Origin of the sequence: Stappia sp. BW2, from assembly GCF_008107695.1 — a bacterium.
Lineage (GTDB): Bacteria > Pseudomonadota > Alphaproteobacteria > Rhizobiales > Stappiaceae > Roseibium.
The window spans coordinates 1,749,588-1,764,988 of the sequence record NZ_VIRG01000070.1; the positions used below are offsets into that span (position 1 = coordinate 1,749,588).

The 15,401-nt window shown below is 57.3% G+C and carries 9 protein-coding genes; 6 read left to right on the forward strand and 3 right to left on the reverse strand.

Features of this window, described 5'->3' with window-relative positions; translation table 11 throughout:
• Window positions 1–2 precede the first annotated feature (2 nt).
• The 3 genes from FMN63_RS26965 to FMN63_RS26975 all read right to left on the reverse strand — a co-directional run bounded on the left by FMN63_RS26965 (window position 3) and on the right by FMN63_RS26975 (window position 3,862).
• On the reverse strand, window positions 3–1,325 hold the full coding sequence (locus tag FMN63_RS26965; RefSeq protein ID WP_148587144.1) for a capsule polysaccharide biogenesis protein: 1,323 nt from the start codon (window positions 1,323–1,325) through the stop codon (window positions 3–5).
• Window positions 1,309–2,658, reverse strand: a complete 1,350-nt coding sequence (locus tag FMN63_RS26970; RefSeq protein ID WP_209001331.1) for a capsule polysaccharide biogenesis protein — start codon at window positions 2,656–2,658, stop codon at window positions 1,309–1,311. Before FMN63_RS26970 ends, FMN63_RS26965 begins: the two co-directional genes overlap by 17 nt.
• A gap of 73 nt (window positions 2,659–2,731) precedes the next feature.
• Window positions 2,732–3,862: an SLBB domain-containing protein gene (locus FMN63_RS26975; protein ID WP_209001332.1), complete on the reverse strand. Its 1,131-nt coding sequence runs from the start codon at window positions 3,860–3,862 to the stop codon at window positions 2,732–2,734.
• Between the two features lie 236 nt (window positions 3,863–4,098).
• On the opposite strand from FMN63_RS26975, the gene FMN63_RS26980 reads away from it, so the two are divergent.
• From FMN63_RS26980 to FMN63_RS27005, 6 genes are all read left to right on the forward strand, one after another.
• Complete coding sequence (locus tag FMN63_RS26980; RefSeq protein WP_148587145.1) at window positions 4,099–5,283, forward strand: AGE family epimerase/isomerase; 1,185 nt, start codon at window positions 4,099–4,101, stop codon at window positions 5,281–5,283.
• Between the two features lie 136 nt (window positions 5,284–5,419).
• Window positions 5,420–6,331 (forward strand): bifunctional methylenetetrahydrofolate dehydrogenase/methenyltetrahydrofolate cyclohydrolase FolD, encoded by a 912-nt coding sequence (gene folD, locus FMN63_RS26985; RefSeq protein WP_148587146.1) that lies wholly within the window; start codon window positions 5,420–5,422, stop codon window positions 6,329–6,331.
• Between the two features lie 395 nt (window positions 6,332–6,726).
• Window positions 6,727–8,553 (forward strand): autotransporter assembly complex protein TamA, encoded by a 1,827-nt coding sequence (locus FMN63_RS26990; RefSeq protein ID WP_209001333.1) that lies wholly within the window; start codon window positions 6,727–6,729, stop codon window positions 8,551–8,553.
• A 5-nt stretch (window positions 8,554–8,558) separates the two neighbouring features.
• On the forward strand, window positions 8,559–12,905 hold the full coding sequence (locus tag FMN63_RS26995) for a translocation/assembly module TamB domain-containing protein (protein ID WP_148587147.1): 4,347 nt from the start codon (window positions 8,559–8,561) through the stop codon (window positions 12,903–12,905).
• A gap of 218 nt (window positions 12,906–13,123) precedes the next feature.
• Complete coding sequence (locus FMN63_RS27000; RefSeq protein ID WP_209001334.1) at window positions 13,124–13,474, forward strand: helix-turn-helix domain-containing protein; 351 nt, start codon at window positions 13,124–13,126, stop codon at window positions 13,472–13,474.
• 436 nt (window positions 13,475–13,910) lie between these two features.
• Complete coding sequence (locus FMN63_RS27005) at window positions 13,911–15,368, forward strand: NAD-dependent succinate-semialdehyde dehydrogenase (RefSeq protein ID WP_148587149.1); 1,458 nt, start codon at window positions 13,911–13,913, stop codon at window positions 15,366–15,368.
• Window positions 15,369–15,401 lie beyond the last annotated feature (33 nt).

The window sequence follows — 15,401 nt, forward strand, 5'->3', positions numbered from 1 at the left end:
GATCATAACGGCACCCCGAGCGCACGCGCCCTTGCAAGCCTCGGTGGAGGATCGACGTAGGCACCGAAGGCATTCAAGTCCCTTTCGGCAACCTTGCGGGCAATGTTGTCCGCGGCAACCGACACACCTTCGGCATTGTGGATCGATCCACGAACCTGCGTCGAAGCGGCGAGAGCCTGAATGTATGCAGAAAGCAGGTCTTTATCCGGATAGGCCGGGGCATGCCAGAAAGTTGCGAGATCGTCCTGGTGGGTCAGACCAGCGATGTCATAGTGGGCCGGTACCAGTGTTTTTACCGGCAGGCCAGCTTGCAAGGCTTCAAGTCCAGCGGTTGAATTCAGCGTCACAACCCCAAGAGCTTCTTCAAATGGCTTTGCGAGGCCTCCGCCATCGAGAAAATGAACCCTGTCTCGCACACCAAAGCGATCCGCCAGCGTTTTTGAAACACCCGGCCAATCTTCAAAGCCGACATCAAGCGGGTGACTTTTCAAAACCAGATGGACGTCTTCAGGGGCCTCGTTGGCCAATGACCGGAACACGATCTCAAGGACCTGCTTAAAACTCTCGAATGGAGAGTGTCTGCGAAGCTGGAAATCACCTTCAAGCTGCAATGGCAAAACATAGTAGCGAACCGCCTTATCCCTGAGGCCTGCCAGCAAGCTTTCCGCTGCCCGATCTCTCTGTTTTTCTTTCAACAGCCGCGCCGCGCCTCTCAGATATTCCTGAATAGGCGGATAGATCGTATGGCGCTGATACGCTGGATACAAAGGTTTCAGAAACACATTGGTCAGATTGTAGACAACATCAGGGGCCGTCTGCAGCCAAAAGCTTGAAGGGTAACGAGGGCTTAGGTCCACCGGACCTGCAGCTTCCGCTACGCGCCGGATCGAAGCCGGATCGGAAGGAAAATGACTGAGAGTGGAGAGGCCATTGCGCTCCAGTGTCATCCAGCCGGGCCGCAAAGCCCCGAGTTCTGTCACGGCAACATAAACACCCTGCTTAATCGCTTTTTCGATTGCCACGCGATGATAAAGGCGCTGGTCCCCATGAAGGACGAGATCGGTTATTCCGTGATTGCGCAGGTAGTCGTCTATGAAGACCGGCCATTCCGACGGGTGCATCTTGTAGCTGACGCAGCCCTTTCCGTGCCAATGCAGCCAGTCGCCCGCGCAGAAGTTGATCCGGTGAACACCGAAGCCCTGGGCTTTGAGACGATCCCCCGTCAGCTTGTAGAGTGGAGATAACGGCCCTTGCAGAAAAAGGACCTGTCGTTCAGCGTTTGAGCGAGCTTCCGTAGGCACAGAATGCTCAGCCACGCCAGACATGCGTCCACCTTTCGGTTTTGCCACGACGGTCCAACTGTTCGGCAAAGGTGGTCACAATCCCTCTTGCCTGTGCCTTTTGTAAACGCGGTGGCGTTTCGCAGAAGGCTTGCGGCAGATTTACCGTGTCGGCAATCATCCGCTCCGCCATGAGATCGGCAGCCGCTTCCCTGCCTTCCTTGGTGTAGAAACATCCCTTGACCTGAATGGACGCTGCGAGCAGCCGCTCAAGCGCATCCAGCAGGTTCTGATCTGGCATCGTCGGGTTGCGCCAGAAATCATCGAGAGGATTCTGACAGGTCAGCCCTGCGATGTCGTAAAGCGCGATACCAAGCACTTTCGTGGGGCAATTCGCTCTGAGAGCATGCAGCCCGGTGGTGCTGTTGATCGTCAGGGATCCTGCTGCATGCTCCAGAAGACGGTTCAGGTTCCCCCCATCCACGAGCAAGACGCGCTTTTTCACCCGGTACTTTTTGGCAAGGGTCCGCAGGATACGGCCCCAGGGCTCCATGCCGTTGTCTAGTGGGTGTACCTTGAAGACAAGACGTGCAGAGGATGGAGCGTTTCCTGCAAAGGACTTGATCACTTCCTCCGCAGCATCGGCGATATGATCGTATTGGGAATTGTAGCGAAGCTGATAGTCACTCTGGAGCTGAAGAGGAAAGACGTAATAGGGCAAGCCGGTTGCGATGATGTCGTCAATCACGTGGTGCGCATGCCTGTTCCGGCTTTTCGCACGCGCAAACCGCGGAATGTTGCTCAGGTAATCGATCAGCGGGTGATAGAGCTTGTCCCGGACATATCGTGGATAGGACAACGCAAAGATTACGTTGGCCATATTATAGGTCACCTCGTTCACCGCTTCGTTTATGAACGGGTATTTGTAGAGTGGCTGACGGTCAATATCAGGAAGGCTGCTGCCAGCCTGCATGATGTGGTCCGGACTGTCCGGGAACCTGGAATGCGCGGACATTCCGCAATGTTCCAACGTTATCCAGTCCGGGCGAAGATAGCCGTTTTCAAAGGTCAGGCAGGTTATGCCAAGTTCAGCCCCCACTTCCGCGGCAGCCACGTGATAGGGCACGCGGTCTGCGTAATAAACGATGTGGGTGATCTTCTCTTCCCGGCAGTAGGTTCTCAGCCAGTCGGGCCATTTGCGCAAAGACCCTCTATAGGACGTGCACCTGCGATCATGCCAAGCGATCCAGTCTCCGGCACACAGATTTATCCTGCGTGTCGACGCTCCCGCCTTTTCAAGACTGTCGGCAATGGTTTTCGCAAAAACACCAGGCGGCCCTTGCAGAAACAGCACCACCATTGAACTGACTGAAACCATGCAATTTGCCAACCTACCGGCTTTAACGGCCCACCCTGTTTATCTGAGCCGTTAAATCTTCTTACGGCAACTGTTAATCCGTGAGGTTACTTACCACAGAGTAGTTGCTGATGAGCGGCGCGATAATTTGCAGGAACTTGCCAAGCTCAGCAGTCGGATGGTTCGAAACGAACAGGATGTCCTTGTCTCTCATCTCGAATTTCTGCGACAGGAAGAAGCCCTTGGGGTCACGAAGGCTCAACTTGTAGACAAGCGGTACGCTCTGCGCACCTGTCAGTTTGTCGGCAATTTGAGGCTTAAGCTTCCGCACCAGTGCCGCATCTTCGAAGCGGAACAGGAAGACGCCGTTGGCATCTGCACGGTCATCTCGCAGACCACCGACTGTCGCCAGCGCCTCGGCCATCGTTACCGTCTTTGTTCTGAACGGAACCAGCTGATTGGCCTTGAGAGCTCCGAAAGCGGAGAACGTGCGCGGGCGATGCGACAGCAGAATATTGTCGTTCGGCGCGACCAGAACGTTGTTTTCCGGATAATCGATGAGATCTTCCAGACGGGTGGTTCCTGCGCGGTTGCCGCGCTTCAGGGTCACCACGGTTTCGTAGGTTGCATCACGTGCGCCGCCTGCTTGCGCAACGAGGTCGAGAAGCCGTGTGTTTCGAAGCGGTAGCGGATAAACGCCGGGCTTGGCGACATCGCCGACGACAACAGCGGTCGAACTCAGCTTGTCCCTCAGGGAAATGAGAACCTGCGGTTCAACGGCCTTTCCGACGAGCTTCTGCTGCACCGACTGGCGCAGACCTTCGATGCTCAGACCGGCAGCCCGGATGCGGCCAGCATAGGGCACGAAGATATAGCCGCTTTCGTCAACGACGGAGGGGATGTTGCTCGACCCACCACCGGCACTGCTGAACAGGCCGTCGGGTGACGCCTCCCAGATTGTGACGTTCAACGTATCACCAACGCCTAGGAGGGTCGAAGAACCACCACTTCCCACACCGTGGAACTGGTTAGCAAACGCGAGCGGACGATAGCTCTTGATGGTATCAATGTTGGATGGGGAGACAACGACGACGGTATAATCGCCAGTCTGCGCACTGTTCTCGACGTCTTGTGACGAAATATTTATTGCAGCCGGACCTTCGCCCGGCAGGGCGGAGCATCCAAACAGAACCCCGGCAGCCGCCAATACTGACAAAAAACGCATTAGTACCCAATCCACCCATTTGCTGCCCAGTCTGGTAACACCCTCTTGGTAGGATGTCCAAGACGCATCGTGGCTTTCCCCGGGAGAAACCTACCGGCTGTGACTTTGCTGTAACACTACACCCGCTTTTCCTAGTGAATTGATAAAATTCCAATTTATCGTCTTCTGTTCGGCATGTGAGCGTCGATAATCGAATTCACCGCCTGAGCGCCCAACATCTCTTTTCGGGGTATCTTATGACCGCAAGCAACCGGCATGATGACATTAAAAACATTAAAAACCTCTCGTCAGAATTAACAAACTGGCTACGAGATTCCGCCTTGCCTCTCTGGTCGACCGCAGGCATCGACCAGCAAACCAACACCACGCTCGACGCCATCGATCTCAAGACCCAGGCCGGGCTACCAGTTCCGCGGCGCGCAAGGGTTGTGAACAGGCAGATCTATTCGTTGCTTGAAGGTAAGAGACTTGGGTGGACGGGCCCGGCAGAGGAAAGAGCGTCGGCGCTTTTCGACTGGTACACGGACACGTTCCTGATGCCGGAAGGACATTACGCTTCTAGTGTCGACATCGACAACAAGGTCACCGACCCGCGCTTCGACCTCTACAATCAGTCGTTCTCTCTTTTCGGCTTCGCACAGATTGCTGCGGCTTTACCGGACCGTAAAGCCAGCGCCATCCAAAATGCGGACAATTTGCTGAAACACCTGATGACGACCTATCGCCATCCGGAAGCCGGCTTTCAGGAAGCCTCTCCCGCACGAGTACCGCTTTGCTCCAATCCTCATATGCACATGTTCGAGGCCTGTCTGGCGTGGGAAGCCGTTTCCGAAAACGCCTGTTGGGCTGATTTGGCTGATGAAATTGCCGAACTCGCTCTCACACGCTTCATAGATCCGGTTTCCGGTGGGCTGCGGGAATTCTTCAACAGCGACTGGACTCCGTTTGATGGTGACAAAGGCCGCGTCATGGAACCAGGCCATCAGTTTGAATGGGCCTGGCTGCTGACGAGATGGGGACAATCGCGAAAGGACGCAGGTGCCCTGATCGCTGCACGGCGCTTCTACGATATCGCCTGGACCTACGGCATAGATGAAAGCCGCGGCGTTGCCTTCATGGCCCTGAACGACGATTTTTCCGTTCGTGATCCGATGGCCCGCCTTTGGGGGCAGACGGAATGGATCAAGGCAGCGATTGCGCTGGCCGATGTTTCTACCGGAACGGAGCGCGATGCCTATCTTGCTGATATCCCCGAAGCCGGCAGGGCATTGCAGATTTACTTTGCCGACGTTCCTGCTGGTCTCTGGCGGGACAAGCTGGCACCTGACGGAACCTTTACCGACGAGCCGGCACCGGCGAGTTCGCTCTATCACATCGTCTGCGCGATTTCCGAACTCCATGACTTCGCAAGGACACTGTGACCTGACTGGTTGCCGTAAACCACAGACATGGCGAAACCAGAGCAGGAAAAGACGCATTCGGTCTTTTTCATTTCGAGACAGACCTCTATAGCTTGTCGCCGGTTTTAGTTATGCGCGCGACCAATGAGGAGGCCGAATGCCCAAGGCTCAGATCATCGATGGCAAGGCTATCGCGGAAAGTGTCAGGCAAGAAATCACCAACCGGGCAGCCAGGCTGCTGGAAACCAGCGGCAAACGCCCCGGTTTGGCGGTTGTCCTCGTGGGGGAAGACCCTGCGAGCCAGGTCTATGTCCGAAACAAGGACAGGGCGGCGGAGGCCTGCGGCTTTCACTCGGTCAAACACACCCTGGCGGCCGATACCAGCGAAGCCGATGTGCTGGCGCTTGTCGACCAGTTGAACAACGATGCCGACATTCATGGCATTCTGGTGCAGCTGCCGCTGCCCAAGCATATCGATGAAAGCAAGGTGCTGCGACTGATCCGGCCGGAGAAGGATGTCGATGGCTTCCACCCGGTCAATGTCGGTTTGCTGACGGCTGGTGAACTGGAGAGCGCCTTGGTGCCCTGCACCCCTGCCGGCAGCCTCATCTTGCTGAAGCGCGCACTGGGCGACACGCTTTCGGGCCTCAACGCAGTGGTGGTCGGTCGGTCCAACATCGTTGGAAAACCCATGGCCAGCCTTCTGCTTCAGAAAAGCTGCACAGTCACGATTGCCCATAGCCGTACGAAAGACCTGCCAAATGTCGTTCGCGCAGCGGACATCGTCGTTGCCGCGGTGGGCCGCCCGGAAATGATCAAGGGCGACTGGATCAAGCCAGGCGCGACCGTTATCGATGTCGGCATCAACAGAATTCCAGCCCCGGAACGCGGGGAAGGCAAAACGCGGCTTGTTGGCGACGTTGCTTTTTCTGAAGCTGTCGACGTTGCCGGAGCAATTACACCGGTTCCTGGTGGCGTCGGCCCCATGACGATCGCCATGCTGATGGTCAACACCTTGACGGCTGCCCGCCGTCTACTTGGCCTTCCAGAGGAAGAAGCGCTTTTTTGAGTATTCACTCACTGACAAAAATACGCATACAAGAAATAGCTTCTCGACCTATGAGCTCATCCCCTAAAGTGTTGTGCCACCTTCTCTCTTGAACTCGATCCGGTGCCATGTTCTATCGTGTTTGTATTCGCTTAACCATGGCCCTTTAAGGTGTGTAACGTAGGGGCTGCAAAAGCAGATTGTTGAATTGCATAGGGACCAGATGCAATTCAACAGGCCAAATCAACAGGCGGCAGTGAGTGAAGGGTCTACCGTCTTGCAAGTCCGGCAAAGTCGCCGGCACGCGTTTCAACGCATTGTCTTCATTGGCAGCCCGGTTGGCTGGCGGTGCTTCTTTTGCTGCCTTGCGGCCAGCTGGCGCCGGTTTAGCCTGCGCCCTGCTTATGGCCGGATTGGTGCCGGCACATTCGTTTGAGATTTTCGGCTGGAAATTCTTCGAATCGGCGGAAGACGAGGAGAACGCGGTTCCCGATCCCCTGCCCTATGAAGCTGACCTCACGATTTCCGACGGCGCTGAAGACCTCTCCAAGGAGCTGAAAGACGCCTCATTGCTGGTCCAGCAACAGGAAAAGCCGCCCTCCGGCGAAGCCGGTCTGCTTGCACGTTCTCTTTCAGATCGGGAACGGTTGGTCGCCCAACTCTACGCCGACGGCAGATACGGTGGCACAGTCGACATCACCCTTGCGGGCATTCCGTTGGAAACCGCCCTCGAGCAGAGCGACCTGCCGGATGCGCGCCCCGTAAAGGTTGACATTCTGGTCAATCCTGGCCCGGTGTTCCGCTTCGGCGACATTGATGTGTCTTCCCAGCACGGCGATCTCTCGACAGACCCGTCTTTCTGGGGGCTGACCAAGGGCGATGTCGCTGACTCCGGCAAGATCCTCACGGCGGAAAAGCGCATGATCGTGCTTCTGCGTGAGCGTGGATACCCGAAAGCGCGAATTGCCGAACGCAGGATTACCGCTGATCACAGCACCAAGACACTTGCCGTAACTCTCGTAGCCGACGCCGGCTATCAGGCACGTTTCGGCACCGTTTCCGTGAAGGGTACGGAAGTTACCGACCCTGATTTCGTGGTCCAGCAAGCGATGCTGCCCGTTGGGAAAGTCTACTCTCCGGAAGATCTTGCACGGGCACGCAAGCGCCTGAACGAACTCGGTATCTTCTCGTCCATCCGTCTGGTGGAAGGAGAAATCGAAGGCCCTGACGGCACCATGCCGGTCACAATCGAGGTGAGCGAACGCAAGCGCCACGTAATTGGTGCAGGTGCCTCCTGGTCCAGCACCGAAGGGTTCGGCGTCGAGTCCTATTGGCGCAGACGCAATCTTTTCGGAAAAGGCGAGCTGCTTTCTCTCGAAGGCTCTGTGGGCAGAATTGGCAATGAGAGCTTGCTCGACATGGAGTACTCCGCCCGAATTGCCTTTGAAAAGCCTGGCGTTTTCGGACCACTTACGAGTTTTTCCACCAGCCTGCAGGCACGCCAGGAACATCCCGACGCCTATAAGAGCCGGTCGATCACCTATGACGCCTTCCTCAATCGGGAATTTTCCGAGCAGTTGAAAGGCCGTGCAGGCGCGGAAGTTTTCTTCGCCAACGAAGATGATGCCTTCGGCGATAATGACTATTTTCTGATCGGTCTGCCTGCCGAACTGACGTTCGACAATCGCGATGACAAGCTCAATCCGTCCAAGGGCATCTTCGCAGCACTGTTTGCAGAGCCCGCCTACGATGCCCTGAACAGCAATCCGATGGGTTTCATCAAGGGCACCGTTTCAAGTTATTATGCGCTTGATGAGGCCAAACGCTTCATTCTTGCGGGCCGTGTCTCCACCGGCACCATTCTGGCGCCATCCGTGGAATCGGTCCCCGCCAGCCGGCGCTTCATTGCAGGCGGTGGAGGCTCCATCAGGGGCTATGCCTATCGCAACGTCGGCCCTCGCAAGGACGGGCAGGTTATTGGCGGGCGCTCGATAATCGAGCTTTCCGGTGAAGTTCGGGTGATGGTAACTGAAACCATTGGAATTGTTGGATTTGTCGACGCAGGCAACGCCTATGAAGACAGTATTCCCGATTTTTCCGAGAGCCTGAAGGTGGGCGTCGGCGCTGGTGTGCGCTACTTTACTCCAATAGGCCCGCTTCGAGTCGATGCAGCGGTGCCTCTGGATCCGGGACAGGATGATCCGGATTTTGCCCTTTATGTCGGTTTGAGCCAGGCGTTCTAACGCACATGCGTTTTCTAAAACTTTCCTTACGGATCTTCGGATTCCTGATCGCGCTTGCGATCGCTGTTCCCGTTCTTGCCCTCGGTGCCCTGCAGGTACCGGCGGGACGCACCTTCGTGTCGAATGTCGTCAGTTCGCTTGCATCTTCCGACAATCAGACCATCACGATTGAAGGTCTCTACATCAGCTTCGGGTTGAATGCCGAAGTCGGCAAGGTCACGCTGGCGGACCAGGAAGGAACCTGGCTGAATGTGGAGGATATCGCAGCCGACTGGCATCCTATTCGGCTGCTTTCCGGCGACCTTGACATCTCTTCTTTGACGGCACACCGGATTGACCTGGAGAGAACACCTGTCTCGCCGCCGGCAGAAGAAACCGGTGCGGTGGAGGAAAGCAGCGCTTCTGGTGGTTTCTCACTGCCCTTCAATGTCACTCTCGACCGCCTGAGCCTTGACGAAATCAATCTTGGCGCACCGCTTCTCGGTGCGCCGATTTCCCTGACGGCTGCCGGGTCTGGCTCGTTCGCACTCGATCCGGCTCTTGTGACGGCCGATCTTGACGTGCACCGGATTGACGGCATCGAAGCCGGCCTCATGGCCAAGGCGCAGTTTGAACCTGCGGCCGAAACGCTGGCCTTCGATATTGAAGCCTCAGAGCCGCGCGGTGGCCTGGCGGCACGTCTGCTTGAAGTGCCCGACCTGCCTGCGCTGGATCTATCCCTCAAGGGCGATGGACCACTGACCGACTGGGCGGCAAAACTGAGTCTGGCCCTGGACGGCAGAACCACCGTCACCGGGTCTGCCCGCATCGAGGAAAAAGCGTCCGAACGGCATCTGGCTTTCGACCTGGACGGCGACCTGGCCCCCCTTGCGCCTCCTGCAGCGCAAGCCTTTCTGCTCGGTACGACGAATGCAAAAGGGTCTGCCAAGTTCTCAACGGAGTTTGCACCTCTGGCAGCAAACCTGACATTGAAAACGCAGACGGTTTCCCTTGACGCCAAAGCGGATCTGGAAAACGACGCGGTGAATGCAACCGCAGATCTTTCTGTTGGTGCCGGAAACGGAGCACTGATCGCGGTCGATCTGGGCGAACGGCGCATTGCGTTTGGCCCATTGAACGGATCGGTCCGTGTTTCGGGGCAACGGTCCGCAGTCGACTGGAAAACCGACATCGATCTGAAGTCCCTCCAGACCACGGAAGCAAGGACCGGGGCCCTCACGCTGACAGCTTTCGGAAACGGTGCAGACCTTTCCGAGGGCGTGATGACCTCTCCCTTTTCGCTGACGCTCGTCATTGACCAACTGGAAGGCATTACGCCACAGACAGAGCCCCTGACGGGCGCCCTTGAATTGAAATCCAAGGGAACCTTGAATGGCGCCGATCAGTCGGCGGACATCAAGGACCTGACCCTGTCGACCGCAGTCGGCAGGCTTGCCCTGTCGGATACAAGTCTTTCGGCTGACAATATTGACGGATCCGGCAGGCTTTCCCTTGCCGACCTTTCCGCTCTTTCCGGTCTGGCAGGCCGCGACCTCACGGGCTCATTGGACGGTACATTCTCGCTGGACCTCGATCCCTCTCAATTGTCGGGCACGATCACCAGCGCCCTTGTCGCCAAGGACATCACCACGGCAATGCCACAGGCTGACGCCCTTCTGGAAGGCGAGACACGCATTGACGTTTCCGTCGATCTTGAGGGATCGGACGATATTGCTGTCACCAGCCTCGCCGTTTCGAACAAGGCGCTGGAAGCCAAAGGGGACGCTCGCTACCAGCAGAACGAACTCAGCTCCAGCCTGACTGCCAGCCTTGCCGATCTTTCAAAGGTCGATCCGCAACTTGCCGGTTCTCTGGATCTTGAAGCCAGCACGAAGGGGCCACTCAATGCACTCGAAGTGCAGGCCCTTGCCTCTTCGAAACAGATCATGCTCGCCGGAACGCCTCTGGACGACCTAGACCTTTCTGCCGAGGCGACTGCCAACCCTGCCGCCCCAACGGCCAAGATTACCAGCAGCGCCAGCCTGAACGGTCAGCCCATTGCAGTCGATGTCGAACTAACCAGCAAGGATGGCGGCGCAAGTGTCAGCCCCCTTTCCGTGAAGCTGGCTGGCAATTCCGTAACCGGCTCACTTTCCCTCGCGGACCTCGACAAACCGGTCGAAACGCTTAAAGGCACCTTGAACATAGATGCCCCGGATCTTGCCTCGCTTTCCCCGCTGCTCCTGACGGAAATAGCCGGACAAGTTCAGGGAACCGTGACTGCAACCCCGGAAACGCAGCAACTTGCTTTCGATGTGTCCGGCAAAGATATCAGTGTTCCGTCGGTCAGCATTGGCAGCGTAAAGCTGAAAGCCAATCTGAAGGCCCCCTATGCACCACAAACCGTTACAGCGGATATCGAACTTTCCGACATCCTGACGGATGCCACCCCGGTCCATGCCGTGAAGCTTCAAGCTCAGCCGCAAGGTGGGGGAACCTCGATCACGGCGGATGTCAAGCTGGACAAGAACGGCAAGGACGGTGTGACGTTGGCCGCGCAGGTAAACGAACCGGAAGCCGGGTCTTACGTCGTCGCCCTATCGGACCTTGCCATGCGCTATCAGGGCATTGCCAGCCAGTTGAAAAACCCGACGACGATATCCTACGCTGGCGGCGAAGCGACGATCGAACCTCTGGAGCTTCAGCTTGGCAACGGGTCGCTTGCGGTTTCCGGAAAGGCGGGTCAAACGCTTGACCTGAATGCGGACCTGAAATCCATCCCGCTCAACCTGGCCAACGCCTTTGTGCCATCGCTGGGTCTTGGCGGCTCGCTTTCAGGTAACGTGTCCGCGACCGGCAGTTCGTCTGCTCCCGAAGCGAATTGGTCGATTTCCGGTTCAGGTTTGACAGCAAGCGAGCTGCGCAAAAACGGTCTTGCGGCGCTCAACCTGACAACCTCAGGCACCTTGAAGGACAACAGGATCAAACAGACGACCAAGGTTACGGATCCAAATGGCCTGAACCTGACCGCAGCCGGAACCGTCGGCTTGCAAAAACCAAATCCGATCTCGCTCACCCTGAACGGGACCGTTCCGACAGCAGCCCTCAGGCGTCCGATGCTCAATTCCGGTCTGCGCGGCGAAGGCACAATTGCGTTGAGCGGAAATGTCGGTGGCACCGCGGCAGCGCCCACATATCAGATCACAGCAACACCAAACAGTTTGAAGATCACCAGCCTGTCGACCGGTATTACCGTACAGAACATCCGCGGCACGGCATCTGTCAGCCAGAACCAGGCCTCGCTCAATGGCATTGCAGGCGATCTGGCGACTGGCGGTTCGATGTCGGCTTCCGGAACCGTGGGCATGAAGGATGGTTTCCCGGCAGACCTCAGCCTCAAACTGGCAAATGGGCGCTATGTGGATCCTGGCCTGGTAACGGCGGAAGTCGATGCGGATCTCAAGGTTTCAGGGCCGCTTGCCTCCACAAGCTCCTCGGCCCTGATCAGCGGAAAGGTAGCGATCAAAAAAGCGGACGTCTCCATTCCCGAATATCTTCCTGGTGCCATTCCCCCAGTCGATGTCCGGCACATCAATGCCCCTAAGGCCGTCCAGCAGCAGGTTGCCGATCTGGGCGGAGAGGCTCCGCAAACGCAGACACAGCAAAAGACTTTCCCCCCGCGCCTGGACATTGTCCTGTCCGCGCCCGGACGGATTTTCATTCGCGGCCGAGGCCTCGATGCGGAACTTCAGGGCGATTTGAAGATCGTCGGCACGACCGCGTCTCCGCAGGCCATTGGTGGTTTCGGGTTGAAACGCGGCCAACTCGATATTCTCACGCGCCGCCTGATCTTCTCACGCGGCAACGCCACGTTCGAGGGCTCGTTGACCCCCGTCCTTGATTTCGCGGCGGCGACCGTGGTGAGCGATACAACCATCACCGTCACCGTAAGCGGTCAGGCAGATGATCCTCAGATCGCATTCTCCTCGTCCCCCGAACTGCCCCAGGACGAGGTGCTTGCCCTGCTTCTGTTTGGCAAAAGCGTCGGCAATCTGTCGCCCACACAGGTGGCACGCCTTGCGGCAGCCATCGCCACACTCACAGGTGGCAGCGATAACGGACCGCTTGCAACGATCCGGAAATCTCTCGGTCTGGATGCCATCGACATCAACACGGACGGAGAAAACGGCCCCTCGGTCGCCGTCGGAAAATACATAAATGACAATATTTATGTTGGCGTCGAACAGGGAACGGGAACCGGCTCCAGCCGTGTGAAGGTCGATATTGATCTGGATCGCGGATTGAAGGTGCGCGGCGAAGTTGGTGCGGACGGTTCTTCAAAGGCCGGCATCTTTTTTGAACGGGAATACTAAAGCGGCCCCCTTGTCCTCGCAAATCTTACAGGGTCAGAGCGTGTAGCCGCCGCGGGAAACCGCTATTGCGACAAATTTCCCGGCAGCTGTTGCGGTGGCCTCATGTCTCGTGCGAGTGTGCCCGCATGATCAAACAAAATGGAAGTAACGCTCCGTCCTATCCGGAGGAAACCGTTTTTTCGGTGAGGGAGTCAGCTGGGAATGACGGGAGTGACATCATGTCGGTGAACAGCAGTGACTACACTCTGGGAGAGCGAATCTGCAAGGCAAGAGATGCCTCCAGTCTTTCGACCGCCCAGCTTGCGCGTCGCCTGGGCATCAAGACCTCCACTCTGCAAAGCTGGGAAAGCGACCGCTCTGAGCCGCGCTCCAACAAGCTTGTATTGCTTGCCGGCATCCTGAATGTCAGCCCGACCTGGCTGCTCGTTGGCCGGGGTACACCTCCGTTCTCGGAAAACACCCCAACATCCGATCTCGACAGCATGCGCGTCGCCCTCGACCGGGTGCAACGCCAGGCTCAGACGCTTGCCGATGAGATTGCAGCACTTCAGGACCGGCTCGACGCCTGATCCTTCTTTCTTGTCGCCAGTTCATTGGACTTCCGCTCGCCACCTCTGAAGAGAGCGGGTGACGTATGCCGTTTGCGAGAACGGCAGGTCTGGAAGGTCAAGGTCATTGAGACCAAGGTCTTTGCTGCATCCGTCAGCGCGAAGACCTCGAGCGGTGCGTGATGGGAGAACTGCTGCCAAGTCGGATGTCAGTCACTTGTCTCGTGTCTCATTTTGCGTGGCCCCATACGCCTAGCCGGGGAAATCCCTTGCCAGACCTCGCGCCTCCCCCCTATCTCTATGGACAACGCTCTCACGATCGGGCTCGAGTGACTGTCTGAAAGCTGGCCCCACCAGACTTTCTGGCTTCGCTTTCTGTGTTCAACCGGACACAGTCCTTGCCGTGAGATCTTCAGACCGAAAGCGTCTGCCCCTATCACGGTTCAGGAAACGTCCCATGTCATTGAATGCTGCACTCTTGAAGGAAAAGGTGTTTATCGACGGCGCATGGAGCGACGCGGACAGCGGCCAGACCGTTGCCGTTACCAATCCGGCGACCGAAGAGACAATCGGTACCGTGCCCTTCTGCGGCCGGCCTGAAACCGCCAGAGCGATTGCAGCGGCCGAAGCTGCCCTCCCCGGCTGGAAGGCGCTTACCGCAGAAGCACGCGCCACACACATGCACGCGCTGTGCGATGCCATCATGGCCGACCTTGATGATCTTGCCGTCCTTCTGACCACGGAAATGGGCAAGCCGCTGGCCGAGGCCAAGGGCGAAATCTCGCTTGGTGTGAAATACATCCGTTTCTTTGCCGAGGAAGGCAAACGGATCTACGGCGATACCATTCCCTCGCCCTGGGCAGACCGGCGTATTCTGGTCACCAAGGAACCGGTTGGTGTTGTCGGCTCGATCACACCCTGGAATTTTCCGAATTCGATGATCGCTCGCAAGCTCGGGGCAGCTCTTGCGGCAGGCTGCACCATGGTGATGAAGCCTGCCGAATTTACGCCGTTCTCCGCACTGGTCTACGGCGTGATGGCGGAAAAAGTCGGCCTTCCAAAAGGAGTGATCAACATCGTCACCGGCGATGCGCCGGCAATTGGCGAAGAGATGTGCGAGAACCCGGCGCTGCGCAAGCTGACCTTCACCGGCTCGACCCGTGTCGGCAAGTTGCTGGCAGGCAATGCCGGCCGGAACATGAAGAAGATCTCGATGGAACTGGGCGGCAACGCGCCCTTTATCGTTTTCGATGACGCAGATCTCGACCGGGCTGTAGACGGAGCCATTGCCAGCAAGTTTCGCAACTCCGGACAGACCTGTGTCTGTGCCAACAGGCTGTATGTGCAGGCAGGTGTCTATGATGCTTTTGCGCAAAAGCTCAAGGCAGCGATGGATGCGCAACTGAAGGTGGGCAATGGTCTCGATGCAGGGGTCACACAGGGGCCCTTGATCAACGAAGCCGCAGTCGACAAGGTTTCCAGCCACGTAGAGGATGCCCTGTCCAAGGGCGGTGAGCTGGTAACGGGCGGGCGTCGCCCCAATGGTCCGGGAACATTCTTCGAGCCGACACTGATCACCAACGCAAGCTCCGAGATGAAAGTGGCCCGAGAAGAAACCTTCGGCCCGCTTGCCGTCCTCTTCAAGTTCGACACTGAAGAAGAAGCCATCCGTCTTGCCAACGACACCGAATTTGGCCTCGCCTGCTACTTCTATTCCAAGGACCTTGGCCGCACCTTCCGTGTCATGGAGCAGCTTCAGTATGGTCTCGTCGGCGTCAACGAAGGTGTCATCACTACAGAAGTCGCACCGTTCGGCGGCGTCAAGGACAGCGGCATGGGCAACGAAGGCTCAAAGTACGGTCTGGATGACTATCTGAACGTTAAATACAGCTGTATCGGCGGCCTCGGCATGTAGGCCTTTAACGTCTGGCGTCCCGGCCTCGTGCCG

Coding starts and splice junctions, on each gene's coding strand:
- FMN63_RS27000 (WP_209001334.1), top strand. CDS start 13,124: ATGTCGGTGAACAGCAGTGACTACACTCTGGGAGAGCGAATCTGCAAG.
- FMN63_RS26980 (WP_148587145.1), top strand. CDS start 4,099: ATGACCGCAAGCAACCGGCATGATGACATTAAAAACATTAAAAACCTC.
- folD (WP_148587146.1), top strand. CDS start 5,420: ATGCCCAAGGCTCAGATCATCGATGGCAAGGCTATCGCGGAAAGTGTC.
- FMN63_RS26975 (WP_209001332.1), bottom strand. CDS start 3,862: ATGCGTTTTTTGTCAGTATTGGCGGCTGCCGGGGTTCTGTTTGGATGC.
- FMN63_RS26970 (WP_209001331.1), bottom strand. CDS start 2,658: ATGGTTTCAGTCAGTTCAATGGTGGTGCTGTTTCTGCAAGGGCCGCCT.
- FMN63_RS26965 (WP_148587144.1), bottom strand. CDS start 1,325: ATGTCTGGCGTGGCTGAGCATTCTGTGCCTACGGAAGCTCGCTCAAAC.
- FMN63_RS26995 (WP_148587147.1), top strand. CDS start 8,559: ATGCGTTTTCTAAAACTTTCCTTACGGATCTTCGGATTCCTGATCGCG.
- FMN63_RS27005 (WP_148587149.1), top strand. CDS start 13,911: ATGTCATTGAATGCTGCACTCTTGAAGGAAAAGGTGTTTATCGACGGC.